Here is a 23,205-nt window from a genome sequence, read left to right as displayed (position 1 = left end):
GTGCGCGGGCGCTGCAGGTGGGCTTGGTTGATGCCGAAGACGAACGCCGGGACGTCCAACTGGAACGTCGCCGACCTTGAACGGGGCCTTCTGGCCGCCGGGGTCGCGCTGTGGTCATGGAACGTCGATGACGACACCTTCGCCATGGACGACGCCGCCTTCGGGCTGTGGGGCATGGAGGTTCAGCCCACAGTCACCTTCGAAGACCTGTCCTCGCACATCCACCCGGCGGATCGTGACCGGGTGCGGGCCGCCTTCGCCGCCACCCGGGCGGTCGTCGGCCCCTATGAAATCGATTTCCGCATCCTCGTCGCCGGCGACGTCCGTTGGATATCCGCCCGCGGGCAGGGCGACGACCTCGGCATGGTCAGCCGCAAGATGTTCGGCATCTTCATCGACGTGACCGGGCGCAAGCAGGCCGAGGAAGGTCACGAGCTGCTCGCGGGCGAAATGAGTCACCGGGTCAAGAACCTGCTGGCCATCGCTTCGGGCCTGACGGCGATCACGTCCCGGTCGGTGGAATCGAGCGCCGACATGGCCCGCGAGCTGACCCAGCGACTCACCGCCCTCGGCCGCGCCCACGATCTGGTCCGTCCGCTGCCGGGCGAGGAAGGCAAGGCGGCCCTGCTGGGGGACCTCCTGTCCGTCCTGCTGGCGCCGTATGACGACCTCGGCGCCTTCAGCGGCCGCATCCGGGTCTCGGTGCCGCGCATGGGCGTGGGCGAGCAGGCGGCCAACGCCCTGGCCCTGATCGTCCATGAGCTGGCGACCAATTCGCTCAAATACGGCGCCCTGTCCGCCGAGACCGGGACCCTCGATGTCTCCTGCTCGGCGCATGACACCGAGCTGGTGATCGCCTGGACGGAACAGGGCGGCCCGCCAGTGCACCCGCCCAAGGGTAAGGGCGGCTATGGCAGCCAGATGGTCGAGCGCGCCATGGCCCGCCAGCTGGACGGCGCCATCGAAAAGGACTGGGCCGAGCAGGGTCTGGTGGTCCGCCTGCGGATGAACAAGGACAAGGTGGCGCTGTAGCGCCGCCCGTCTTCTCCCTGTCGCGGCGATGGGGAGGGGGACCATGCGAAGCGTGGTGGAGGATTAGCCCCGCTCGGCCGCCTTGGCGGCGTCCCACAGCCCGTCCATCTCGGCCAGGTCCGAATGCTCGGGCCCACGCCCGTCCTTCGCCAGCTCCGCCTCGATAAAGCCGAACCGCCGGACGAATTTCGCGTTCGCCCCGCGCAGGGCGTCTTCCGGCTCTACCCCCAGCTTCCGCGCCAGATTGGCGACCACGAACAACAGGTCGCCCACCTCCTCGCGCGCCTTGTCCAGATCCCCGGCGGCGATCTCGACGCGCAGTTCCGCGACCTCCTCGTCCAGCTTGTCGAACACCTCGTCGGTCGAGGGCCAGTCGAAACCGACACGGGCCGCCCGCTTCGTCAGTTTGGCCGCGCGGGCCAGCGCCGGCAGGCCGACCGGGACGTCGTCCAGCACGCCATGCTGGGCCTTGGCGGCGCGTTCGGCCGCCTTGATGTCTTCCCAACGGGCCTTCTGGGCCACACCGTCCGGCTTCGCCGCCTCGTCGCCGAACACGTGCGGATGACGGCGCTCCAGCTTGTCGGCGATGGCCTCAGCCACGTCGTCGAAGACGAACAGCCCCTGTTCCTCGGCCACGCGGGCGTGGAAGACGACCTGGAACAGTAGGTCGCCGAGCTCGGATTTCAGCTCGTCCATGTCGCCGCGCTCGATGGCGTCGGCGACCTCATAGGCCTCCTCGATCGTATAGGGGGCGATGGTGGCGAAGGTCTGCTCGACATCCCACGGACAGCCGCCGACCGGGTCGCGCAGCTTCGCCATGATGCCGTTGAGGCGGTCGACGGGGGTCACGCCGGTTCCGCCGCGCCGTCGCGGGCCTCAAGCGCCTTGCGGATTTCGTCATGCCGCGCCGGCGTCAGCGGATAGCCCCTGAGCACCAGGGCCGCCGCCGCCAGCAGCAGGCCGGGCACGAGGATGAACAGGATCTGCAGCGCCAGCAGCGAGCTCTCGCTGTTGCCCTCCGGTCCCGGCAGGGCGCGGAAGCCGACCCACTGCAGGATCAGATAGGGGATCAGGGCGACGACGTGGCCGATCTTGGTGGTGGCCGACAGGATGGAGAACATCAGGCCGGTCCGGTCGACGCCCGTATCCAGCCGGATCTCGTCGCCGGCGTCGGCCATCATCGCCCGCAGCAGGAACAGGCCGGCGGCATAAGGCAGGCCAGCGATGAACATGGCCGCGGCGGTCAGGGCGAAATTGCCGCCGGGAACCAGGGTCGCGCCGATGTAGAAGGCGGCGAACACCAGACTGGCGACGGCCAGCGCCTTGTCCTTGCCGATCCGCGTCGCCAGCCAGGCCCAGAACGGCGCCCCGACCAGTCCGGCGACGAAATAGAACAGCATGAACAGCGAGGCCTGGGTGTGGTCGTAGCCCTTGATCTGGCCGAAGAAGAAGAACAGCAGCGAGCCGGTGATGCCAGGCGCGACGCCCAGCAGCAGGTCGGCGAACAGCAGCTTGCGCACCGTCGTCTTGGCGAACAGGCCCAGATAGGCCTTCGGCCCGCCGTGCGGGGCGGCCCCCGCGTTGACCGGCTCGGGCACGACGAACAGGGCCAGGCCGATGGTGACGGGCAGGGCGATCATGATGGCCCAGCCCATGATGCGCACGCCGTCGGCGTAGTCGCCGAGGCCGGTCTTCACGACGATGGTCGGCAGGACCAGGATCAGGATCACGCCGATGATGTTGAACACCTGCCACCAGCCGTAGACCCGGCTGCGCTGGTCGTACTGCGGCGCCAGCACCGAGGCCCAGCCCAGCTGGCCCAGGGTGCCGATCGAGAAGCCGAGGTAGAGCACCAGCAGCCAGCCGAACAGATAGGCCGCGCCCGCGCCGGGCTGGACCAGGACGAACATCATCAGGGCCGACAGCATCAGGATCGGCGTCGAGATCGCCATCCACGGGCGGTAGCGGCCGAAGCGGGTCTTCGTCCGGTCCATACCCCAGCCGATGAAGGGGTCGAAGACGATGTCGATCAGCCGCACGGCCATGAACACCGCCGCGACCACGCCCAGCTCCAGCCCGACATAGGTGGCGTAGAACTCCGGCAGGGTGACGGGCAGGGCGACGCCGAAGGCCGCCAGCGGCAGGCACGGCCCGGAAAAGGCGGCGAGGATGGCGTTGGAGCGGCGCGGAACGCTGGCGGTCGCGTTGGTGGCGGTCGGGGCGGCGTCGGTCATGGACGGGTCCGAAGGCGTCGGCCCTGAGTCGGCCGCAGCGTCACCATGCCGCTTTTTGCGGTCCGGCGCATGGTCCTCGAACCGTGTCGTGGATGTCTCGCCTGTCGCCCATGTCCCGGGACGTGATGTCGTCCTTGTCCCGGGCGAATTGTCCCTGTCGGAACCGGCTTTCAAATGCGCCCCCTTGCCCTCGGCCGCCGGCTCGGGCTTGCTTCAATCATGGCCCTGACCCGTATCCTCCTGAGTCTGGCGGTCCTGTCGGCGGCGGTTGCCGCCGTCCCCGACCGCGCCGTCGCCCAGTCCCGCGGCGCCGAGATCTGCGACGGCGACGAGATCGAGTGGAGCGCCCCGGCGCTGGCCAACGCCCTGTCGCACGGCTCGCTGCAGTGGGCTCCGTTCGGCCCGACGGAGTGGGGCTGGGAAACCTATCTGCCGCTGATCCAGAAGGAGCTGGGCACCGGCTGCGCCCCCGGGTCGCCGCGTTTCGCCCGGGCGCTGGCGGACTTCCAGTACGCCAACGGCCTGCCGGCCACCGGCTGGTTCGATCCGGCCACCTTCCAGGTCTTCCGCGGCCTGTGGCAGCAGCGGCGGCCGTTCATCATGGAGCGGGTCCGCGAGCAGCCGTGCCCGGACCCGCCGCCGCTCTACCAGCTCGGCTACCTCGTCGAGTCCGAAGAGCACGCCGACCGGCTGACGCGCCTGTTGCGGCGCGACGTGCTGGCCGCCTACCGGCTGATGGTGGCGGCGGCGCGCCAGGAAGTGCCCGAGGTCGCCGCTGACCCGGAGCTGCTGCAGATTTTTTCCGGCTTCCGCGACCCGGAGGCCGACGCCGCCCGCTGCGCCGCCCAGGGCAATTGCGACGGCCTGCGCCGCGCCGTCTGCTCGCCGCACCGGACGGGCACGGCGGTCGATCTCTATGTCGGCCAGCTTGCCGGGCTCGGCGTCGACAACACGTCTCCGGCCAGCCGCCTGCATATGAGCCGCACCGCCACCTACCGCTGGCTGGTCCGCAACGCCCACCGCTTCGGCTTCGTCCCCTATGTCTATGAGCCCTGGCACTGGGAGTGGGTCAGCCCGACCGGCGGCTATGCCGCGGCCGCGGCGCCGTGATCCGGCCGCTAACGACCGGTGAGCGAGACCTCGCCCGCGAGGCCTTTGGTGACGACCTGCATAGCGACACCGTCCGGCTTCTGCCCGCGCCATGGCCGTTCAATCGCGCCTTCGTGCCCGGGCGCTGGTTTGGCCGCGAGTGGATCGTCTGGCCCGCCCGGTCCCTGCCGCCGGACATCACTGCGGCGCCGCTCGGGCTCCAGGCTCTGCTGATCCACGAACTGACCCACGTCTGGCAGGCCCAGCAAGGCGTCAATCTCCTGACAGGCAAGCTGCGGGCAGGGGACCGCCCCGCCTCCTACGCCTATCCAACGGGCATGGACTGTCGCTGGGCGGGACTGAACATCGAACAACAGGCCATGGTGGTGGAGCACCGGTTCCGGCTTCTTCGCGGCGGCGCGGTTCCGGCGCCGGTTGAGTTCTACGACCGCGTCTGTCCGCTGGGACCCCGGATCGGACGCTGACCCCGGGGGTTGTCTCTGGCGAGCCGGGCGCCTATCTGATACAGTACCGGTTGCGGTTCCAATCCTTCACCAGCGGAGAAGCTCATGCCCAAGATCCTGGTTCTGTATCATTCCACCTACGGCCACGTCGAAGCCATGGCGGAGGCGGTCGCCGAGGGCGCCCGGTCCGTCGAAGGCGCGGTCGTCGACATCAAGCGGGTTCCCGAACTGGTGCCGGATGAACTGGCCCGCAAGAGCGGCTACAAGCTGGAACAGGCGGCGCCGATCGCCGAGGTCGATCAGCTGGCCGACTATGACGCCATCATCGTCGGAGCGGGCACCCGCTACGGCACGGCGGCGTCGCAGATGCGCAACTTCCTCGACCAGACCGGCGGCGTCTGGGCCAAGGGCGGTCTGGTCGGCAAGGTCGGCTCGGCCTTCACCTCGACCGCAACCCAGCACGGCGGCCAGGAGACCACCCTGATCGGCCTCATCCAGACCCTGCTGCACCACGGCATGATCGTGGCGGGCCTGCCCTACGCCTGGGCCGGCCAGTCGCGCATCGACGAGATGACCGGCGGCTCGCCCTATGGGGCCACCACCATCACCGGCGGCGACGGTTCGCGCATGCCCAGCGAGAACGAGCTCGAGGGCGCGCGCTGGCAGGGCCGCTATGTCGCCGAGACGGCGAAGAAGCTGGTGGCGTAGTGCGCCAGCCCGCGCTCTTCTTTGGTCACGGATCGCCGATGAACGCGCTGGGCGGTCCCCATGCGGACGGCTGGCGCGCCCTCGGTCAGGCCGTGGGCAAGCCCGCCGGCGTGGTCATGGTCTCGGCCCACTGGGAGACCGAAGGACCGTACGTCACGGCGCAGTCCCGTCCCGAAACCATCCATGATTTTGGCGCTTTCCCGGACGAACTGCATGCGATGCAGTACCCCGCGCCGGGCTCGCCCGGGCTGGCCCGGCGGGTGTCGGAGCTGACCGGCGCCGCGCCGACCGAGGCATGGGGTCTGGATCACGGGACCTGGTCGGTGCTGACCCATGTCTGGCCCGAGGCGGACGTACCGGTCGTCCAGCTCTCGCTGGATCGTCGGCTGGACGCCCAGGGTCATTTCGATCTGGCGCGCCGGCTGACGCCGCTTCGCGAAGAAGGCGTGGTCATCGCCGGCTCCGGCGACTTCGTGCACAATCATCGTACCTGGAAGCGGGCGGGCGGCGAGCCCTATGCCTGGGCCACCCGGTTCAACGAGGCGGTCAAGGCGGCGCTGGTCCGCGGCGACGACGCCGCGCTGACCGCCTGGGTAGACCTCGCCGAAGACGCGCAGATGAGCGTCCCCGCCGACGAGCATTTCCTGCCCTTGCTGTACGTCGCCGCCCAGCGCCGGCCGGGCGACGACGTCAGCTTCTTCACTGACGTCATCGAGGGCGGATCGATCTCGATGACGGGCGTCCGGATCGGCTGATCAGGCGCGCTTCATCGCGGCGTCGACCGACCACGGCCCCGGCCCGGCGGCGACGAAATACAGCCAGACGAAGCAGTAGAGGGCGATCAGCTCGCCGCCATTGGCGAGCGGAATGGCCCCCTGTCCGGCGTGCACCGCCCAATAGCCGACGGCGCAGAAGCCGGCGGCGAGGAAGGCGACCGGCCGGGTGAACAGGCCGAGCACCAGCAATGTCCCGAAGAGCAGCTCCAGCGGCCCCGACAGGCCGGCCAGGCTGAGGCCCGGCGGCGGCAGCCCCTCAAGCGCGGGGAAGCCGAGCACCTTGGCGGTGCCGTGCGTGACGAACAGAAGTCCGGCGACGATGCGCAGCAGGCTGAGCAGCTGCGGCTGGTACGATGAGAACTGGCTGAACATGGAACCCTCCCTTTGTCAGGCAGGGACTGTGAGCCCGAATCAGCGTTCTCTCAAAGCGCCCTCAGGCCGCCTTGTCGAGGTCGACCAGCTGCTGGATCGCCACATAGTCGGTCTTGCCCGTGCCCAGCACCGGCAGTTCGTCGACCCGCAGGATCTTCTTCGGCACCGCCAGCTCCGGCGCGCCGTGGCTGCGCGCCCATTCGGCGAGACGGGCGACGTCGGCGTCCTTGCGGTCGGTGACCAGCACCAGCTTTTCGCCCTTGCGGGTGTCCGGGATGGAGACCACGGCGTGGCGCGCCTCAGGCCAGACGGCGCTGGCCAGACCCTCGACCGCCGCCAGCGACACCATCTCGCCGCCGATCTTGGCGAACCGCTTCACCCGCCCGAGGATGCTGATGTAGCCCTCGTCGTCGATCGCGACGATGTCGCCGGTGTCGTGCCAGCCGCCGTCGAGCGGCTCGATGACGTCGGGATCGTCGGGCGACAGATAGCCCTTCATCACATTGGGACCGCGCAGATACAGCCGGCCGCCCTCGTCGATGCCGTCGACGGGGTCCAGCCGCCATTCCATGCCGGGCATGACCTGTCCGACGGTGCCGGGCCGGTTGCGGTCGGGGTGGTTGACGGCGACCACGGGCGCGGCCTCGGTGGCCCCATAGCCCTCCAGCAGCTTCAGGCCGTGGAAGCGGGTGTTGAACAGGTGATGGGTCTCGTCCCGCACCCGCTCGGCCCCGGCGACGACGAACTGCACCGTCGAGAAATCGTCCGGCCCGGCGACGCGGGCGTATTGGTTCAGGAAGGTGTCGGTCGCGAACAGGACCGAGGCCTTCACGTCAGGCAGCAGTTCGACGATCTGTTTGGCGTGTAGCGGCGAGGGATACTGGAAGGCCTTGAGGCCCTGCAGCAGCGGCAGCAGCACCCCGCCGGTCAGGCCGAAACAGTGGAAGGTCGGCAGGGGGTTGAACATCACCCAGGCCGGATCCAGGGCGATGTGCTGCGCAACCTGGCGGCAGTTGGCGACCAGGTTCCACTGGCTCAGCACCACGCCCTTGGGCGCCCCGAAACTGCCCGAGGTGAACAGCACCACGCCCGGCGACGAAGGCTCGGTCTGGACCCGGAACCGCTTCGGCATCAGACCCGCCATCAGGCCGTACAGCTTGTCCGGCAGGCCGATCGACTGGCGCACGTCGTCCAGCCACACGACCTCGGCGACCGATTCGATATGGCCGATCAGATCGTCCAGCTTGGCCTGTTCGATGAAGCGCCGCGCGGTCAGCACCTTGTCGACCCCGGCGGCCTTGATCGCCGCCTTCACATTGAGCTCGCCCGAGGTGAAGTTGATCATCACCGGCACCCGGCCGTGGGCGTGCAGGCCGTAGAAGGTCACCACCACCCCCATGCTGGCCGGCAGCAGGATGCCGACCCGCTCGCCCGGTTCGGTCATGGCGGCGATCTTGCGGCCCAGCACGAAGGCGGCGCGGATCAGCCCGGTATAGGTCAGGGGCTTGCGGTCCTGGTCCTCCAGGATCTCCTTGTCGCCATAGGTGTCGCGGGCCGCGATCAGGGCATCGAAGACCGTCTCTTCGACGACCGTGGGGTCCAGGGGTAGGCGCAAAGACATCCTCCGTGGCGCGTTGACCGCGCCTTGGTTTGAGCGGGCAAACTAGAGGGCGGGGAGGGCGTTGAAAAGATAGGTTACCTTGCGTGAGCTTCGCCCTCGCCTTGCCTTCGCCCCCCGGAAGGACGACATAGCGGTTCCGCACAGCCCGGAGCCCGCGACGCCTTGGTCACGCTGATCGACACCCTGAGGAAGACGCCGGCCGAGTTGCGTCACCCGGAAAAGCAGAACCGGCCCGAGACCGCCGTGCTGAAGAAACCCGACTGGCTGCGCGTCAAGGCGCCCGGTTCGGGCCAGTACAACGCCACCAAAGCCATCGTGAAGGACAAGGGTCTGGTCACGGTCTGCGAGGAGGCGGCCTGCCCGAACATAGGCGAGTGCTGGAGCCAGAAGCACGCCACGCTGATGATCATGGGCGACACCTGCACCCGCGCCTGCGCCTTCTGCAACGTCAAAACCGGCCTGCCGCAGCCGCTCGACCCTGAAGAGCCCGGCAAGGTCGGTCTGGCCGTGGCCCAGCTGGGCCTCAACCACGTCGTCATCACCAGCGTCGACCGCGACGACGTCGCCGACGGCGGCGCCGCCCATTTCGCCGAGGTCGTGCGCCAGATCCGGCTGCAGGCGCCCAACACCACCATCGAGATCCTGACCCCCGACTTCCTGCGCAAGGACGGGGCGGCCGAGGTCATGATCGACGCCACGCCCGACGTCTTCAACCACAACCTCGAGACGGTGCCGCGGCTGTATCTGAAGATCCGCCCCGGGGCCCGCTACTTCCACTCCCTGCGCCTGCTGCAGATGGTCAAGGAGCGCGATCCCAACCAGTTCACCAAGTCCGGCATCATGGTCGGCCTCGGCGAGACCCGCGAAGAGGTCATGCAGGTGATGGACGACATGCGCTCGGCCGGCGTCGATTTCATCACCATCGGCCAATACCTGCAGCCGACGCGCAAACACGCGGCCATCGACCGGTTCGTCACCCCGGACGAGTTCAAGGCCTATGAGGCCATCGCCCGGGCCAAGGGCTTCCTGATGGTGTCCTCGTCGCCCCTGACCCGCAGTTCGCACCACGCCGGCGACGACTTCGCGCGCCTGCGCGCCGCCCGTCTGGCCCAGACCGGTCGCTGAGCCGCGATTGGCCGTCCACCGCGTCACCCGCATCCTGCCGTACACGCCCGCCCAATTGGCCGCGCTGGTCGCCGACGTGCGCGCCTATCCCGAGTTCGTGCCCTGGGTCACCGCCATGCGAACCTGGAGCGCGCGCGAGGAAGCGCCCGGCGTCTCGGTGCTCGACGCCGAGGCCGCCGTCGGCTTCTCCTTCCTCAAGGAGCGGTTCTCCACCTGGGTGCGGCATGACACGAACCGCGACAGGGTCGAGGTCGGCCTGCTGCGCGGGCCCTTCAAACACCTGAACAACCGCTGGGAGTTCTTCCCCGATCCGGCCGGGACGCGCGTCGAGTTCTTCATCGACTTCGCCTTCAAGTCGCGGCTGCTCGACGGCGTCCTGCACGCCAATTTTGATCGCGCGGTCGGCAAGCTGATGCACTGTTTCGAGGCGCGCGCGGCCAGCCTGTACGGCTCGAAAGCATGAGCTTCGACTTCGACGCGACGGTCGTGGGCGCCGGCGCGGTCGGTCTCGCCTGCGGCCGGGCGCTGGCGAAGCGGGGCCTGTCCGTGCTGGTGCTGGAGCGGGAGCCGCACATCGGCCAGGGCGTCTCCTCGCGCAATTCCGAGGTCATCCACGGCGGCCTCTACTATCCGACCGGCTCGCTCAAGGCGCGTTACTGCGTCGCCGGCCGCCGGCTGCTGTACGCCTTCCTCGACAGCCACAAGGTCGACTACCGCCGCTGCGGCAAGCTGGTCGTGGCCACCGACGAGGCCGAGGTCGCCCGCATCGAGACCATCTTCGACCTGGCCACGGCCAATGAGGTCGAGGCGCTGGAGCATCTGACCGGCGCCCAGGCGCGGGCGCTGGAGCCCGGGCTGAACGCCCACGCCGCCATCCTGTCCCCCGAAAGCGGCGTCTTCGACAGCCACGGCTATATGCTGGCCCTGCAGGGCGAGATCGAGGACGCCGGCGGGTCGGTCGTCGTCTCGACCCCGTTCGAACGGGCCGAACCTCTGCCCGGTGGCGGCTTCACGATCACCGCGGGCGGGGAGGGCGGGGCGGTGCTGACGACGCGCCTGCTCGTCACCGCCCCGGGGCTGGCCGCCCAGACCGTCGCCGGGCGGATCGAGGGCTATCCGCCCCTGAACATCCCGGCCGGCCATTTCGGCAAGGGCGTCTATTTTCGCCTGACCGGCAAGGCGCCGTTCGAGCGGCTGATCTATCCGCCGCCGATCCCCGGCGCCCTCGGCACCCACTATCGCAAGGACCTCGGCGGCCAGGCCGTGTTCGGCCCCGACCTCGTCTATGTCGAGACCGAGGACTATTCGGTCGACCCCGCGAGAGCCGCCGATTTCGAGCGCTACATCCGCCGCTTCTGGCCGGGGCTGCCGGACGGCGCCCTGACGCCCGACTACGCCGGCATCCGGCCCAAGCTGCACGGGCCGGGCGAGCCCCAGCCCGACTTCCAGCTGCGCGGCCGCGACGACCACGGCATCCCTGGCCTCGTCGCCCTGTTCGGCATCGAGAGCCCGGGCCTCACCAGCTCGCTGGCCATCGGCGAGGCCGTCGCCGACCTGCTGCACCATGACTGACCTCCGCATCCGCGACGCCGGCCCGGCCGACATCCCCGCGCTGCACCGGCTGATCGAGAGCGCCTACCGCGGCGAGGCCTCGCGCGCCGGCTGGACGACGGAGGCCGATCTGCTGGAGGGCCAGCGCACCGATCCCGCGGATCTGGCGGACATCCTCTCCGATCCCGATCAGGCCATGCTGGCCGCCTTTGCCGGCGAAGACCTGATCGGCTGCATCCTGATCGCCGACCGCGGCGCCGGCGTCGGCTATTTCGGCATGCTCTCGGTTCAGCCAACCTTGCAGGCCGGCGGCCTGGGCCGTCGGTTGATCGAGGCCGCCCATGCGGCCCTCCGCGAGCGCTTCGGCGCGCGGCGGGTGCGCATCTCCGTCCTGCCGCAGCGCGAGACCCTGATCCAGTGGTACCAGCGGCTCGGCTACGCCCCCACCGGCGAGACCCTGCCGTTCCCCTATGGCGAGCCGCGCTTCGGCCTGCCGCTGCGGGACGACCTGTCCTTCATCGTCATGGAACGCGCCTTGGCTTGACCATTCCGGCCTGAAGCCGCAATCGCGGGCCATGGAGATCCTCACGCCCCGGCTGACCCTGCGGTCCGCGCGCCCGGACGATCTGGCGGCGATGCACGCCGTCCTGTCGGACCCGCGCGCCACCCGCTGGTGGTCAACCCCGCCGCACGAGACCGTGGAGCAGACGCGGATCTGGCTGCGCGGCATGATCGCCAACGGCCCCGACCAGCCCGATTTCGTCATCGAACGCGACGGCGTCGTCATCGGCAAGGCGGGCTTCTTCCAGCTCCCCGAGGTCGGCTACATCCTGCATCCGGACCACTGGGGACAGGGGTTCGCCGGCGAGGCGGTGGCGGCCGCGATCGACCATGTGTTCGCCACGCGCGACCTCGACGACCTGATCGCCGATGTCGACCCGGAGAACGCGGCGTCGATTCGCCTGCTGGAGCGGCTCGGCTTCGTCCGCACCGGCTCCGCCGAGCGCACATGGGAGATCGCCGGCGAGTGGAAGGACAGCCTGTATTACGGGCTCTCGCGAGCGGATCGCGCCGCGCGCCTGCGGACTTGAACTCCCTGACGGGTTCAGGCATAAGCCCGCCCTCACGTGGCGGCTCTTTCGAGGGCCGCCGCAGTTGTTTTCGCGCTTTCACAAGCGCCCGACCTTAAGAAGATTGAGACGGACATGGCCGTTCCGAAGCGCAAAGTATCGCCCTCGCGTCGCAACATGCGCCGCGCCCACGACTCGCTGGGGACCAACCCCCACACCGAGGACAAGGACACGGGCGAGCTGCGTCGCTCGCACCACATCGACCTGAAGACCGGCACCTATCGCGGCCGTCAGGTCCTGACGCCCAAGGAAGACTAGGTCTTTCCACGGCCCGTCGAAAAAGTTTCACGGCGCGCGGTTTATCCGCGCGCCGTTTTCGTGCGTTGATGCTCCGAACTTGAGGAGTCTCCCCATGATCCGTCCCCTGTTGCTCTCGTCCGCCGTTCTGATGCTGGCCGCCTGTGGCGCGCCGGACTCTGAGCCCGCTCCGGCGGCGCCGCCCGCCGCTCCGGCCCAGCCGGCGGCCCCCGCGGCTACGCCCGCCACGACCAACGCCGTCACGGCCGAAGGCTGGGGGCCCCTGCGCGTCGGCATGACGCGCGCGGAGGTCGAGGCGGCGCTGGGCCCCGACGCAAACCCGAATGCGGTCGGCGGACCTGATCCGGCCTCCTGCGACACCTTCCATCCCGAACGAGCTCCCGAAGGGCTGACGGTGATGGTCGAGAACGGCGTCCTGACCAGCATCTGGCTGGCCCGCGAGGCCACGCTCAAGACCGACCGCGGCTTCGGCGTCGGCGATGAAGCCGCCGCCATCAAGACCGCCTATGGCGCGGCGGCGACCGCCTCTCCGCACAAATACAGCGAGCCCCCGGCGGAATACATCACCGCCTGGAGTAGCGGCGGCGGCACGGGCTATGTCCAGGACCCGGCGGCCCGCGGGATCAACTATCACATCGGCAACGACGGCCGGGTCCAGCACGTCGCCGCCGGCGGCCCCAGCATCCAGTACGTCGAAGGCTGCGCCTGACAACCGGCCTCCTGGGCGCGCGCCGTCCGGGAGGCCTGATTCTCAACCTGTTCCGTGACCGCGCGGCCTCGACCGCCCGTCGAGGCCCTGTCGTTCCATGAGAGCATTTCGTCATCTGCTCGCGAACAATCTGGTCGCCAACATCACCAATTTCACGGTGTGGTTCGCCCTGACCTTCTGGGTCTTCCTCGAAACCCGGTCCGTGTTCGCCACCGGCATGATCGCCGGCCTCTATCTGGTGCTCACGGCCGGGCTGGGCTTCTGGCTCGGCAGTCTCGTCGACCACCATCGCAAGAAGATCATCATGCTGGGCTCCAGCCTGGTCTCCTTCGCCTTCTACGGCCTGGCGCTGGCGATCCGCCAAAGCCTGCCCGAATCGGCCCTCGCCGACGTGTCCGGGGCGCCGCTCTGGCTGTTCGTCGGCCTCGCCATGGCCGGGGTCATCGCCGGCAATGTCCGCAGCATCGCCCTGCCGACGCTGGTCACCCTGCTGATCCCCGAGGACCGGCGTGACCGCGCCAACGGGCTGGTCGGCATGGTCACCGGGATCGGCTTCCTGACCACCTCGGCCGTCAGCGGCTTCCTCGTGGCCTGGGGCGGCATGCTCTACACCCTGGCCTTCGCCATGGGCCTGACGGCGCTGGTCTTCCTGCACCTGCTGTTCGTCCGCTTCGACGAACCGCGACCCGGGCTTGCGCCGGGGGAGGCGGAGACGCCCCGCCGCGTCGACATCGCCGGAACCGTCCGGGTCATCGCGGCCGTGCCCGGCCTGTTCGCCCTGATCCTGTTCGCCTGTTTCAACAACTTCCTCGGCGGCGTCTTCATGGCGCTGATGGACGCCTATGGCCTGTCGCTGATGGAGGTCCAGGCCTGGGGCCTGCTGTGGGCCCTCGTCTCCTGCGCCTTCATCCTCAGCGGCATCGTCATCGCCCGGACCGGCCTCGGCCCCAATCCGGTACGCACCCTGCTGCTGGCGAACCTGATCGCCTGGACCGCCGCGGCGGTTTTCACCGTCCAGTCCTCGATCCCCCTGCTGGCGGCGGGCTGCATCGTCTGGATGTTCCTCGGGCCGTGGGCCGAGGCGGCCGAGCACACCACCCTGCAGAAGGTCGTGCCGTTCGAACGGCAGGGCAGGGTGTTCGGCTTCGCCCAGTCGGTCGAACAGGCGGCCTCGCCGCTGACCGCCTTCCTGATCGCCCCCCTGACCCAGTTCGTCTTCATCCCCTTCATGACGACCGGCGCCGGCGCCGACGCGATCGGCGACTGGTTCGGGCGCGGGCCGGAGCGGGGCATCGCCCTGGTCTTCTGCCTGGCGGGCCTGTTCGGCGTGGTGGTGACGATCCTCGCCTTCAACTCGAAATACTACCGCCAGCTCTCGGCCGCCTACGCCCGCGGCCTGTCGCCCGACGCTGCCGTGGATCCCGGCTGAACCTACGTCCGATTTTGACGCAGGCGCATGCTCTCCTGGTTCGTGACCTCCGGGCCGGGTCTTTGACAAGTTCAGCACGCACGCCAGCCGATCGAGATGTCCGAAGTGTCCGAAAGTGTCCCACGAATTTTCCTCGGACATGGACACTTTCACCGGGTCTCCACGACGCGGAATCTCCGGGCCGCCGGGCCCTCTTCCTTGCCCCGCCCGGCCCGGGCGGGCTAAACCCGCCATCCATCCCCTCCGTGACAGAGCCGCCCCATGACCGACATCGCCGACATCGTCGCCCGCCAGATCCTCGACAGCCGCGGCAATCCGACGGTGGAGGTCGACGTGATCCTCGATGACGGCAGCTTCGGTCGCGCGGCGGTGCCCTCCGGCGCCTCGACCGGCGCCCACGAGGCGGTGGAACTGCGCGACGGCGACAAGGACCTGTGGGGCGGCAAGGGGGTCGGCAAGGCGGTCGACGCCGTCAATGGCGAGATCTTCGACGCCCTCAGCGGCATGGACGCCGAGGACCAGCGCCGCATCGACGAGGCCCTGATCTCGCTCGACGGCACCTCCAACAAGGCCCGCCTGGGCGCCAACGCCATTCTCGGTGTCAGCCTCGCCTGCGCCAAGGCCAGCGCCATCTCTTCGGGCCTGCCGCTGTACCGCTATCTGGGCGGCGTCTCGGCCCGCATCCTGCCGACGCCGATGATGAACATCATCAACGGCGGGGCCCATGCCGACAATCCGATCGACATCCAGGAGTTCATGATCCTGCCGACCGGCGCCGACAGCTTCTCCGAGGCCCTGCGCATGGGCGCCGAGATCTTCCATGCCCTGAAGAAGCAGCTCAAGGACGCCGGCCACAACACCAACGTCGGCGATGAGGGCGGCTTCGCCCCCAACCTGGCCTCGGCCGAAGAGGCGCTCAGCTTCATCACCCGCGCCGGACAGGCCGCCGGCTACCTCGCCGGCGAGGACTTCCACCTCGGCCTCGACGTCGCCGCGACCGAATTCTTCAAGGACGGCAAGTACGTCATGGCCGGGGAGGGCAAGACGCTCGAGGCCGACGCCATGGTCAACTACCTCGCCGACCTGTGCGAGCGCTTCCCCATCGTCTCGATCGAGGACGGCTGCGCCGAGGATGATTTCGACGGCTGGAAGCTGCTGACCGACCGGCTGGGCGATCGCATCCAGATCGTCGGCGACGATCTGTTCGTCACCAACCCGGCCCGTCTGGCCGCCGGCATCGGCGAGGGTCTGGCGAATTCGATTCTGGTAAAAGTCAATCAGATCGGTACCTTGTCCGAGACTCTTGATGCGGTAGATATGGCCCACCGGGCCGGCTACACCGCCGTGATGAGCCACCGTTCGGGCGAGACCGAGGACTCGACGATCGCCGACTTGGCCGTCGCCACCAACTGCGGACAGATCAAGACCGGCTCCCTCGCCCGTTCGGACCGCACGGCCAAATACAACCAGCTGCTCCGCATCGAGGAAATGCTGGGAGACCAGGGCGCCTACTACGGCGACGGCATGCTGCTGAAATAGGCCAGGGCCTACGGTCAAGCTACGGTTTGTTAGGCATTTTCGGTCAGGACTTGTTGATTGTGAGTCCACGCTCAGAAGGAGCGTCCGTCAGTGCCCGAGCGGATGAAGCCCTATTTGCCGTCAGCCATGCTGCTGCTGCTGATCGCCTACCTCGGGGTCCAGGCCCTGACGGGCGAGCGCGGCCTGCTGAGCGGTGGAGCCCGTGACGCCATGCTGCTGCGCCGCGAGGCCCAGCTCGCGGGAATTCTGGAGCAGCGCCGGGACCTTGAAATCCGGGTCCGATACCTGCGCACCGACAGCCTCTCGCGCGATCTGCTGGAGGAACGGGCCCGCGCGGTGCTCGGCTTCTCCGACCCCCGCGACTACGTCATCCGGATCGCCGCACCCGCTCCGGGAAACCCGGCCGCGCCCCGCGCGTGAACTTTGGTTACAGCCTGACCGGCGCACTTTGCGTTTCAGGAACGAAGGCTGCTAAACCCCCTTTCCGTAACGACAAGAGGCTCTGAACCGGGGCCCAGCCGGGAGATGACGGATGGCGAAAGCCCCCGCCGCCAAAGCTGATTCCAGCAAGGCGACAAACCTGCCCAACACGCCGACGGCCTCGAAAGAGGACCTGCTGCGCTTCTACCGCGAGATGGTCCTGATCCGCCGCTTCGAGGAGCGCGCCGGCCAACTGTACGGCATGGGTCTGATCGGCGGCTTCTGCCACCTCTACATCGGTCAGGAAGCGATCGCCGTCGGGGTGCAGGAGAGCGTCCGCCAGGGCCACGACAAGATCATCACCGGCTATCGCGACCACGGCCACATGCTGACCGCCGGCATGGATCCGAAAGAGGTCATGGCCGAGCTGACCGGCCGGATCGGCGGCTCGTCCAAGGGCAAGGGCGGGTCGATGCACATGTTCGACACCGCCACCGGCTTCTACGGCGGCCACGGCATCGTCGGCGCGCAGGTCGCGCTCGGCACCGGCCTGGCCTTCGCCGGCCGCTACCGTGGCGATGACTCGGTCGCCTTCATCTATTTCGGCGATGGCGCGGCCAATCAGGGCCAGGTCTATGAGAGCTTCAACATGGCCCAGCTATGGAAGCTGCCGGCCATCTACATCATCGAGAACAACCAGTACGCCATGGGCACGAGCATCGAACGCTCGTCCTCGACGACGCAGCTGAGCGAGCGCGGGTCCAGCTTCGGCATCCCCGGCGAACAGGTTGACGGCATGGATGTTCTGGCCGTGCGCGACGCGGTGGCCAAGGCCGTGAAACGCGCCCGCGAAGGCGGCGGCCCCTACATCCTCGAGATGAAGACCTACCGCTATCGCGGTCACTCGATGAGCGATCCGGCCAAATACCGCGCCAAGGAAGAGGTCGACGAGGTCAAGAAGACGCGCGACCCGATCGACCACGTCAAGCTGCTGCTCGACCAGGCCGGGGCGACCGAGGACGAATTCAAGGCTATCGACGCCGAGATCAAGACCATCGTCGCCGAGGCCGTCCAGTTCGCCCAGGAAAGCCCGGAGCCGGATCCGTCCGAGCTCTACACCGACGTCTATGTGGAGGCCTCAGCGTGACCGACATTCTCATGCCGGCGCTGTCGCCCACGATGGAAGAGGGCACGCTGACCAAATGGCACATCAAGGCGGGTGACACGGTCAAGGCCGGCGACGTCATCGCCGAGATCGAGACCGACAAGGCGACCATGGAGGTCGAGGCGGTCGACGAGGGCGAGGTCACCGACATCCTCGTTGCCGAGGGCTCCGAGAATGTGAAGGTCAATACGCCAATCGCCCGTCTGGCGGGCGAAGGCGGGGCCGCGGCTCCGGTCAACACCAGCGGTTCTGAGACGGCGAAGGCCGAGACCGACGCGCCCAAGGCCACGGCCGAAGGCAAGACCGGCGATCCCGAAAAAGCCCCGGCCCAGAGCCCGAGCCCGAAGGTCGAACTGCGCGATCCGGAAATCCCCGCCGACGCCAAACTGGTCAAGACCACCATCCGCGACGCCCTGCGCGACGCCATGGCCGAAGAGATGCGCCGCGACGACAAGGTCTTCCTGATTGGCGAGGAGGTCGCCCAGTACCAAGGCGCCTACAAGGTCAGCCGCGAACTGCTTCAGGAGTTCGGCGACAAGCGGGTCGTCGACACCCCGATCACCGAGCACGGCTTCGCCGGCCTCGGCGTCGGCGCCGCCATGTCGGGCCTGAAGCCGATCGTCGAGTTCATGACCTTCAACTTCGCCATGCAGGCGATCGACCACATCATCAACTCGGCGGCCAAGACCCTGTACATGTCGGGCGGCCAAATCCGCGCCGGCATTGTCTTCCGCGGCCCCAACGGCGCCGCCAGCCGCGTCGGGGCCCAGCACAGCCAGGACTATTCGGCCTGGTACGCCCAGGTTCCCGGCCTGAAGGTCATCGCCCCCTATGACGCGGCCGATGCCAAGGGACTGCTGAAGTCGGCCATCCGCGACCCTAACCCCGTCGTCTTCCTCGAGCACGAGATGATGTACGGGCTGGAGTTCGATGTGCCCGAGGTCGAGGACTATCTGGTGCCGATCGGCAAGGCCAAGGTCCGCCGCGAGGGGACCGACGTCACCATCACCGCCCACAGCCGCTTGGTCGGTTTCGCCCTGCAAGCCGCGGAGCAGCTGGCCGGGGAGGGGATCAGCTGCGAGGTCGTCGACCTGCGGACCTTGCGTCCCCTTGACCACGAGACCATCGTCGAGAGCGTGAAGAAGACCAGCCGTCTGGTCTCGGCCGAGGAAGGCTGGGGCCCGATGGGCGTCGGCGCCGAGGTTGTGGCCCGGGTCATCGAACACGCCTTCGACTACCTCGATGCGCCGCCCCTGCGGGTGCACCAGGAGGACGTGCCGCTCCCTTACGCAGCCAATCTGGAAGCCCTGTCGCTTCCCGGCGTGGACAAGATCGTCAAGGCGGTGAAGCGGGTGATGGCATGAGCCATCCATACGCCCTGCCGGAGCCGGCTGGAGTTGAAACGGCCCCCGCTGACGGCTCGGTTCTCGAGCTCGCCCGGGTCTGGCTGTCGCCCAACGGGCCGGCGATCATGGTGCGCGCGGCCTATGACGACCCCCGGGCCATGGGGATGATGCTGGCTGAACTGTGCTGGCATTTCGCCTATGCCTACGAACAGAAGGGCGGCCTGACCCAGCGTCAGGCGCTTGAAGCCCTCAAGCGCGGCTGGCTCGAGGGCCATGCCAACGGCGACGCCGCGGAGCAGCAGGGGACCGCCCGATGACCGATATTTTGATGCCCGCCCTGTCGCCCACCATGGAAGAGGGCGTCCTCACCAAATGGCACGTCAAGGTCGGCGACGTGGTCAAGGCCGGCGACGTGATCGCCGAGATCGAGACCGACAAGGCGACCATGGAGGTCGAGGCGGTCGACGAGGGCGAGGTCACCGACATCCTCGTTGCCGAGGGCTCCGAGGGCGTGAAGGTCAACACGCCGATCGCCCGACTGAAGGACGAGGGCGGCGCGGCGACCGCCGCTCCCGCGGCCAAGTCTTCTCCCCCCGCCAGCGGGGCGGGGGACCAGCCGAGGGCTGCTGGAGGGGCGCGCGCCGACACGCCGCCACCCGGTGGACATGCCAGCGGTCAGGGCGTGGCGACACCTGACGGCGTGAAGTCGGTCGAGGCCATCCTGCCCGACGCCCCGGCACGCGCCGTCTCGGGCGGCTCCCGTGTCTTCGCCTCGCCGCTGGCCCGCCGCATCGCGGCCCAGAGCGGTATCGACCTGTCCACGGTCAAGGGCACGGGCCCGCACGGCCGGATCGTCAGGCGCGATGTCGAAGGCGCGGAGAAGGGCGTGGCCAAACCCGCCGCCGCCCCGACGGCCGCGGGCGAGCCGCGCAAGGTCCAGTCGCTGGCCCAGATGGGCATCCCGGACGGCAGCTACGATCTCGTGCCGCTGGACGGCATGCGTAAGGCCATCGCCCGGCGCCTGACCGACAGCTTCCGCGACGTGCCGCATTTCCCGCTCAACATCGACTGCGAGATCGACGGCCTGCTGGCCTCGCGCGCCCGCGTCAACGCCATGCTGGAGAAGGACGGGATCAAGGTCTCGGTCAACGATTTCATCATCAAGGCCTCGGCCATGGCCCTGAAGGCCGTGCCGGAGGCCAACGCCAGCTATTCGCCGGAGGGCATCGCCCTGCACCACAATGCCGACGTGGCCATGGCGGTGGCCATCGACGGTGGTCTCATCACCCCGATCATCCGTAAGGCCGAGACCAAGTCCCTGTCGCAGATCGCCACCGAGTCCAAGGACCTGGCCAAACGCGCCCGCGACCGCAAGCTGAAGCCCGAGGAGTTCCAGGGCGGCACCTTCTCGGTCTCCAATCTGGGCATGTTCGGGATCGAGTCCTTCGCCTCGATCATCAACGAGCCCCAGGGCGCGATCATGAGCGTCGGGGCAGGGGGCCCCCGCCCCGTGGTCAAGGATGGCCAGCTGGCCGTCGCGACGGTGATGACCGTCACCCTGACCTGCGATCACCGCGTGGTCGACGGCGCCATCGGCGCGCGCTTCCTGCAGGTGTTCAAGGCGATGATCGAAGACCCGGTGACGATGCTGGCCTGACGCCATGACGGGGGAGGGCGCTGATCGCTGTGCGGATTGCAGCGCCTCCCTGCACGGGCGCTTCTGTCACCTGTGCGGCCACGACAGCCGCCCGCCGCCGCGGCGGCTGCGCGATCTTGCCGATGACCTGCTGGACAACGTCTTCTCGTTCACCACGGCGCTGCCGGTGACGCTGAAATCCATGCTGCTGACGCCCGGGGCAGTGCCGCGCGCGCACATGGACGGAGACCGGTCCCGCTTCCTTTCCCCGGTCAAACTGTACGTCACGGCCTCGCTGATCTTCTTCCTGTTCATGGGCCTGACGGGCGTCGTCATGTTGCAGGTGCGGATCGAGAAGACCGGCGACCCCTGGGTCCGGATCGCCAACGACGAAATCTTCGCCGGTGGTTTCCATGGCCTGCCCTACTGGCTGCAGCGGCCAACGAACGAAGCGCCGGATTCCGAGATACTCGCTGCACTCGAGGCCGCGTCGCGACAGCAGGAGGGCGCGGATGACTTCGACCGGTCATCCGTCATTGTCTTGCGCGAGTTCATCCAGAACCCGGCGTCCGTAAACAACGAAATCGCCACCTGGATGCCGCGCGCGCTCTGGCTGCTGATGCCGGTCTACGCCCTGTTGCTGTGGCCTCTGTATGCACGCGGGCGGTTGTTGATCGAGCATGTGATCTTCTCGTTGTGGGCGCACAGCCTGATGTTCATCCTGCTGGTGCTCGGCGCGATCTGGAACTTCCTCGGCGTCGGCCACGGGCTGTTGCTGGCGTTCGCGCTGTATCAGGTGTGGATCACCCGTGGCTTGCGGGGCTATTACGGCTCCTCCTGGAAAGGGGCGGTGCTCAAGGGCGCCGCGCTCAATCTGGCCTATCTATTTCTGCTCTGGCTGCCGCTCATCATCGCTTTCGCCATGTGGCAGGCGTCGGAGCACGTGCCGCTGTCCTACTGGTTTGAGGAGTGACCCATGGCTGAGTTCGATCTGGTCGTTATCGGTTCCGGGCCCGGCGGCTATGTGGCCGCCATCCGCGCCAGCCAACTGGGCCAGAAGGTCGCCATCGTCGAGCGCGAGAGCCTCGGCGGCATCTGCCTGAACTGGGGTTGTATCCCGACCAAGGCCCTGCTGAAGTCGGGCGAGAAGTACGAGAGCCTGTCGCACCTCAAGGAGTACGGCCTGTCGGCCGACAACGCCGGCTTTGACTTCGACGCCATCATCCAGCGTTCCCGGGGCGTCGCCGCCACCATGAACAAGGGCGTCACCTTCCTGATGAAGAAGAACAAGATCGAGGTGATCGAGGGGACCGCGAAGCTGGAGAAGGGCGCCCAGGCCCCCAAGGTGGTCGTCGACCTGAGGGCGGGCGGCACGCGGACAGTGGAGGCCCGGGCGGTCATTCTGGCGGTGGGCGCGCGCGCCAAAGCCATCCCGCAGATCGGGCTCGAGGCCGACGGCGATCGCATCTGGGCCTATCGCGAGGCCATGGCGCCGAAGCGGATGCCGGAGTCGATCGTGGTCATCGGATCGGGCGCCATCGGCGTCGAATTCGGAAGTTTTTACCGTGCGTTGGGAGCGGATGTTACGATCGTGGAAGCGGTCGACAGGATCATGCCGGTCGAGGACGAAGAGGTCTCAAAGGCCGCCCAGAAGGCGTTTGAGAAGCGTGGTCTGAAATTCCGCACCGGCTGCAAGGTCACCAAGGTGTCCAGGGGCGGGAAGGGGGTCCAGGTCGCCATCGAGGCCGGCGGCAAGGCCGAGACCCTGGAGGCTGAAGTCTGCATCTCGGCGGTCGGCATCACCGCCAACACCGACGGCATCGGTCTCGAGGCGCTGGGTGTCAACATGGAGCGCGGCCACATCACCATCGACGGTCACTGCCAGACCAATGTGAAGGGGCTGTACGCCATCGGTGACTGCGCCGGCGCGCCGTGGCTGGCGCACAAGGCCTCGCACGAGGGCATCCACGCCGCCGAGCACATCGCCGCCTACAAGACCCCGAACGTCCATTCGCCGATCGCCGGCTGCACCTACGCCCAGCCGCAGGTGGCCTCGGTCGGGATCACAGAGCAGGGGGCCCGCGAGGCGAAACGCGAGGTCAGGATTGGCCGGTTCCCGTTCCGGGTGAACGGAAAAGCCGTGGCCGCCGGCGAGATCGAAGGCTTCGTCAAGGTGATCTTCGATGCGAAGACCGGGGCCCTGATCGGGGCCCATATGATTGGCGCCGAGGTCACCGAGATGATCCAGGGATTCGTCACCGCCATCGCCATGGAGGCAACGGAGGAGGACATCCACGGCATCGTCTATCCGCACCCGACGATGTCGGAAGCCATGCATGAGGCATCGCTGGACGCCTACGGGCGGGTGCTGCACCTGTAGTGCAGGCAGGGCGGCGGCTGCGGCTCGCTAGCGCTTCTTGCCGAGCTCCGCGGCGATGTCCTTGACCATGCGACCGGCCTTGCGGTGCGCAGCGGTGATCTGGTCGCGGGTGACGCCCCAGCGCTTCATCCAGTATTCGACGGCCTGACGCTCTGACAGGTCGAGCCGGTCCTTGTCGATGAAGCCACGCTTGTCCTTCAGGCCCGCCATGGGTCGCTCCT

General features: G+C 68.2%; 26 protein-coding genes. 21 read left to right on the top strand and 5 right to left on the bottom strand.

Going from position 1 to position 23,205, the window contains the following annotated elements:
- Positions 1–30: 30 nt before the first annotated feature.
- Positions 31–1,032 carry a sensor histidine kinase gene (locus ACK4JY_RS06050; RefSeq protein ID WP_409603800.1) on the top strand — a complete coding sequence of 334 codons (1,002 nt, stop codon included), beginning with the start codon at positions 31–33 and terminating at the stop codon, positions 1,030–1,032.
- A 63-nt stretch (positions 1,033–1,095) separates the two neighbouring features.
- Here ACK4JY_RS06050 and mazG read toward each other — a convergent pair whose 3' ends face one another.
- Positions 1,096–1,881 carry a nucleoside triphosphate pyrophosphohydrolase gene (gene mazG / locus ACK4JY_RS06045; protein ID WP_409603799.1) on the bottom strand — a complete coding sequence of 262 codons (786 nt, stop codon included), beginning with the start codon at positions 1,879–1,881 and terminating at the stop codon, positions 1,096–1,098.
- On the bottom strand, positions 1,878–3,266 hold the full coding sequence (locus ACK4JY_RS06040) for an MFS transporter (protein ID WP_409603798.1): 1,389 nt from the start codon (positions 3,264–3,266) through the stop codon (positions 1,878–1,880). Before ACK4JY_RS06040 ends, mazG begins: the two co-directional genes overlap by 4 nt.
- Positions 3,267–3,485: 219 nt before the next feature.
- Between ACK4JY_RS06040 and ACK4JY_RS06035 the strand changes: the two genes are divergently transcribed.
- From ACK4JY_RS06035 to ygiD, 4 genes are all read left to right on the top strand, one after another.
- Entirely contained in the window at positions 3,486–4,376 is an 891-nt protein-coding gene (locus tag ACK4JY_RS06035; RefSeq protein WP_409603797.1) for a M15 family metallopeptidase, read from the top strand.
- Positions 4,373–4,840, top strand: coding sequence for a hypothetical protein (locus ACK4JY_RS06030; RefSeq protein WP_409603795.1), 468 nt, complete (start codon positions 4,373–4,375; stop codon positions 4,838–4,840). Before ACK4JY_RS06035 ends, ACK4JY_RS06030 begins: the two co-directional genes overlap by 4 nt.
- 84 nt (positions 4,841–4,924) lie before the next feature.
- Positions 4,925–5,527, top strand: coding sequence for an NAD(P)H:quinone oxidoreductase (gene wrbA, locus ACK4JY_RS06025; protein ID WP_409603793.1), 603 nt, complete (start codon positions 4,925–4,927; stop codon positions 5,525–5,527).
- A complete protein-coding gene (gene ygiD / locus ACK4JY_RS06020) occupies positions 5,527–6,282 on the top strand; it encodes a 4,5-DOPA dioxygenase extradiol (protein ID WP_409603792.1) in 756 nt (251 codons plus the stop codon). The genes wrbA and ygiD overlap by 1 nt, the downstream gene beginning before the upstream one ends.
- Here ygiD and ACK4JY_RS06015 read toward each other — a convergent pair whose 3' ends face one another.
- Entirely contained in the window at positions 6,283–6,675 is a 393-nt protein-coding gene (locus tag ACK4JY_RS06015) for a DoxX family protein (RefSeq protein WP_409603790.1), read from the bottom strand. It abuts the gene before it with no gap.
- Positions 6,676–6,736: 61 nt separating this feature from the next.
- Entirely contained in the window at positions 6,737–8,296 is a 1,560-nt protein-coding gene (locus ACK4JY_RS06010; RefSeq protein WP_409603788.1) for an AMP-binding protein, read from the bottom strand.
- A 162-nt stretch (positions 8,297–8,458) separates the two neighbouring features.
- Between ACK4JY_RS06010 and lipA the strand changes: the two genes are divergently transcribed.
- The 16 genes from lipA to lpdA all read left to right on the top strand — a co-directional run bounded on the left by lipA (position 8,459) and on the right by lpdA (position 22,984).
- A complete protein-coding gene (lipA, locus tag ACK4JY_RS06005) occupies positions 8,459–9,421 on the top strand; it encodes a lipoyl synthase (protein WP_409603787.1) in 963 nt (320 codons plus the stop codon).
- Positions 9,422–9,428: 7 nt separating this feature from the next.
- Positions 9,429–9,884: a type II toxin-antitoxin system RatA family toxin gene (locus tag ACK4JY_RS06000; RefSeq protein WP_409603785.1), complete on the top strand. Its 456-nt coding sequence runs from the start codon at positions 9,429–9,431 to the stop codon at positions 9,882–9,884.
- Positions 9,881–10,993 (top strand): NAD(P)/FAD-dependent oxidoreductase, encoded by a 1,113-nt coding sequence (locus tag ACK4JY_RS05995; protein WP_409603784.1) that lies wholly within the window; start codon positions 9,881–9,883, stop codon positions 10,991–10,993. Before ACK4JY_RS06000 ends, ACK4JY_RS05995 begins: the two co-directional genes overlap by 4 nt.
- The gene (locus ACK4JY_RS05990; protein WP_409603783.1) at positions 10,986–11,516 is read left to right on the top strand and encodes a GNAT family N-acetyltransferase; all 531 of its coding nucleotides are present in this window, start codon (positions 10,986–10,988) and stop codon (positions 11,514–11,516) included. The genes ACK4JY_RS05995 and ACK4JY_RS05990 overlap by 8 nt, the downstream gene beginning before the upstream one ends.
- 31 nt (positions 11,517–11,547) lie before the next feature.
- Positions 11,548–12,063 carry a GNAT family N-acetyltransferase gene (locus ACK4JY_RS05985; protein ID WP_409603782.1) on the top strand — a complete coding sequence of 172 codons (516 nt, stop codon included), beginning with the start codon at positions 11,548–11,550 and terminating at the stop codon, positions 12,061–12,063.
- Between the two features lie 114 nt (positions 12,064–12,177).
- Positions 12,178–12,360, top strand: a complete 183-nt coding sequence (gene rpmF / locus ACK4JY_RS05980; RefSeq protein ID WP_409603780.1) for a 50S ribosomal protein L32 — start codon at positions 12,178–12,180, stop codon at positions 12,358–12,360.
- Between the two features lie 94 nt (positions 12,361–12,454).
- Positions 12,455–13,069 (top strand): hypothetical protein, encoded by a 615-nt coding sequence (locus ACK4JY_RS05975; RefSeq protein ID WP_409603779.1) that lies wholly within the window; start codon positions 12,455–12,457, stop codon positions 13,067–13,069.
- 97 nt (positions 13,070–13,166) lie between these two features.
- Positions 13,167–14,498 carry an MFS transporter gene (locus ACK4JY_RS05970; RefSeq protein ID WP_409603777.1) on the top strand — a complete coding sequence of 444 codons (1,332 nt, stop codon included), beginning with the start codon at positions 13,167–13,169 and terminating at the stop codon, positions 14,496–14,498.
- Between the two features lie 261 nt (positions 14,499–14,759).
- Positions 14,760–16,037 (top strand): phosphopyruvate hydratase, encoded by a 1,278-nt coding sequence (gene eno / locus ACK4JY_RS05965; protein ID WP_409603775.1) that lies wholly within the window; start codon positions 14,760–14,762, stop codon positions 16,035–16,037.
- Between the two features lie 102 nt (positions 16,038–16,139).
- Positions 16,140–16,457 (top strand): FtsB family cell division protein, encoded by a 318-nt coding sequence (locus tag ACK4JY_RS05960; RefSeq protein ID WP_409603974.1) that lies wholly within the window; start codon positions 16,140–16,142, stop codon positions 16,455–16,457.
- A 112-nt stretch (positions 16,458–16,569) separates the two neighbouring features.
- Positions 16,570–17,604 (top strand): pyruvate dehydrogenase (acetyl-transferring) E1 component subunit alpha, encoded by a 1,035-nt coding sequence (gene pdhA, locus ACK4JY_RS05955; RefSeq protein ID WP_409603773.1) that lies wholly within the window; start codon positions 16,570–16,572, stop codon positions 17,602–17,604.
- Positions 17,601–18,986 (top strand): pyruvate dehydrogenase complex E1 component subunit beta, encoded by a 1,386-nt coding sequence (locus ACK4JY_RS05950; RefSeq protein WP_409603771.1) that lies wholly within the window; start codon positions 17,601–17,603, stop codon positions 18,984–18,986. Before pdhA ends, ACK4JY_RS05950 begins: the two co-directional genes overlap by 4 nt.
- Positions 18,983–19,285 carry a DUF5076 domain-containing protein gene (locus tag ACK4JY_RS05945; protein ID WP_409603769.1) on the top strand — a complete coding sequence of 101 codons (303 nt, stop codon included), beginning with the start codon at positions 18,983–18,985 and terminating at the stop codon, positions 19,283–19,285. The genes ACK4JY_RS05950 and ACK4JY_RS05945 overlap by 4 nt, the downstream gene beginning before the upstream one ends.
- Positions 19,282–20,625 carry a pyruvate dehydrogenase complex dihydrolipoamide acetyltransferase gene (locus ACK4JY_RS05940; RefSeq protein WP_409603767.1) on the top strand — a complete coding sequence of 448 codons (1,344 nt, stop codon included), beginning with the start codon at positions 19,282–19,284 and terminating at the stop codon, positions 20,623–20,625. The genes ACK4JY_RS05945 and ACK4JY_RS05940 overlap by 4 nt, the downstream gene beginning before the upstream one ends.
- Before the next feature lie 4 nt (positions 20,626–20,629).
- The gene (locus tag ACK4JY_RS05935) at positions 20,630–21,577 is read left to right on the top strand and encodes a DUF3667 domain-containing protein (RefSeq protein ID WP_409603765.1); all 948 of its coding nucleotides are present in this window, start codon (positions 20,630–20,632) and stop codon (positions 21,575–21,577) included.
- A 3-nt stretch (positions 21,578–21,580) separates the two neighbouring features.
- Positions 21,581–22,984: a dihydrolipoyl dehydrogenase gene (gene lpdA, locus ACK4JY_RS05930; protein ID WP_409603763.1), complete on the top strand. Its 1,404-nt coding sequence runs from the start codon at positions 21,581–21,583 to the stop codon at positions 22,982–22,984.
- Positions 22,985–23,011: 27 nt separating this feature from the next.
- Here lpdA and ACK4JY_RS05925 read toward each other — a convergent pair whose 3' ends face one another.
- Complete coding sequence (locus ACK4JY_RS05925; protein WP_013269402.1) at positions 23,012–23,194, bottom strand: DUF3606 domain-containing protein; 183 nt, start codon at positions 23,192–23,194, stop codon at positions 23,012–23,014.
- Between the last annotated feature and the right edge of the window lie 11 nt (positions 23,195–23,205).

The organism is Brevundimonas sp. (genome assembly GCF_046295595.1).
Taxonomy (GTDB): Bacteria; Pseudomonadota; Alphaproteobacteria; order Caulobacterales; family Caulobacteraceae; genus Brevundimonas.
The sequence above is the reverse complement of the archived record's forward strand: the minus strand, read 5'-3'. Positions and strand labels throughout refer to the sequence as shown.

What these genes read in the sequence shown, in the direction of transcription:
- ACK4JY_RS06050 (WP_409603800.1), top strand. Translation starts at nt 31, where the DNA reads ATGCCGAAGACGAACGCCGGGACGTCCAACTGGAACGTCGCCGACCTT.
- ACK4JY_RS06040 (WP_409603798.1), bottom strand. Translation starts at nt 3,266, where the DNA reads ATGACCGACGCCGCCCCGACCGCCACCAACGCGACCGCCAGCGTTCCG.
- ACK4JY_RS06035 (WP_409603797.1), top strand. Translation starts at nt 3,486, where the DNA reads ATGGCCCTGACCCGTATCCTCCTGAGTCTGGCGGTCCTGTCGGCGGCG.
- wrbA (WP_409603793.1), top strand. Translation starts at nt 4,925, where the DNA reads ATGCCCAAGATCCTGGTTCTGTATCATTCCACCTACGGCCACGTCGAA.
- ACK4JY_RS06015 (WP_409603790.1), bottom strand. Translation starts at nt 6,675, where the DNA reads ATGTTCAGCCAGTTCTCATCGTACCAGCCGCAGCTGCTCAGCCTGCTG.
- ACK4JY_RS06010 (WP_409603788.1), bottom strand. Translation starts at nt 8,296, where the DNA reads ATGTCTTTGCGCCTACCCCTGGACCCCACGGTCGTCGAAGAGACGGTC.
- ACK4JY_RS05995 (WP_409603784.1), top strand. Translation starts at nt 9,881, where the DNA reads ATGAGCTTCGACTTCGACGCGACGGTCGTGGGCGCCGGCGCGGTCGGT.
- ACK4JY_RS05990 (WP_409603783.1), top strand. Translation starts at nt 10,986, where the DNA reads ATGACTGACCTCCGCATCCGCGACGCCGGCCCGGCCGACATCCCCGCG.
- ACK4JY_RS05985 (WP_409603782.1), top strand. Translation starts at nt 11,548, where the DNA reads ATGGAGATCCTCACGCCCCGGCTGACCCTGCGGTCCGCGCGCCCGGAC.
- rpmF (WP_409603780.1), top strand. Translation starts at nt 12,178, where the DNA reads ATGGCCGTTCCGAAGCGCAAAGTATCGCCCTCGCGTCGCAACATGCGC.
- ACK4JY_RS05975 (WP_409603779.1), top strand. Translation starts at nt 12,455, where the DNA reads ATGATCCGTCCCCTGTTGCTCTCGTCCGCCGTTCTGATGCTGGCCGCC.
- ACK4JY_RS05970 (WP_409603777.1), top strand. Translation starts at nt 13,167, where the DNA reads ATGAGAGCATTTCGTCATCTGCTCGCGAACAATCTGGTCGCCAACATC.
- eno (WP_409603775.1), top strand. Translation starts at nt 14,760, where the DNA reads ATGACCGACATCGCCGACATCGTCGCCCGCCAGATCCTCGACAGCCGC.
- ACK4JY_RS05960 (WP_409603974.1), top strand. Translation starts at nt 16,140, where the DNA reads ATGAAGCCCTATTTGCCGTCAGCCATGCTGCTGCTGCTGATCGCCTAC.
- pdhA (WP_409603773.1), top strand. Translation starts at nt 16,570, where the DNA reads ATGGCGAAAGCCCCCGCCGCCAAAGCTGATTCCAGCAAGGCGACAAAC.
- ACK4JY_RS05945 (WP_409603769.1), top strand. Translation starts at nt 18,983, where the DNA reads ATGAGCCATCCATACGCCCTGCCGGAGCCGGCTGGAGTTGAAACGGCC.
- ACK4JY_RS05940 (WP_409603767.1), top strand. Translation starts at nt 19,282, where the DNA reads ATGACCGATATTTTGATGCCCGCCCTGTCGCCCACCATGGAAGAGGGC.
- ACK4JY_RS05935 (WP_409603765.1), top strand. Translation starts at nt 20,630, where the DNA reads ATGACGGGGGAGGGCGCTGATCGCTGTGCGGATTGCAGCGCCTCCCTG.
- lpdA (WP_409603763.1), top strand. Translation starts at nt 21,581, where the DNA reads ATGGCTGAGTTCGATCTGGTCGTTATCGGTTCCGGGCCCGGCGGCTAT.
- ACK4JY_RS05925 (WP_013269402.1), bottom strand. Translation starts at nt 23,194, where the DNA reads ATGGCGGGCCTGAAGGACAAGCGTGGCTTCATCGACAAGGACCGGCTC.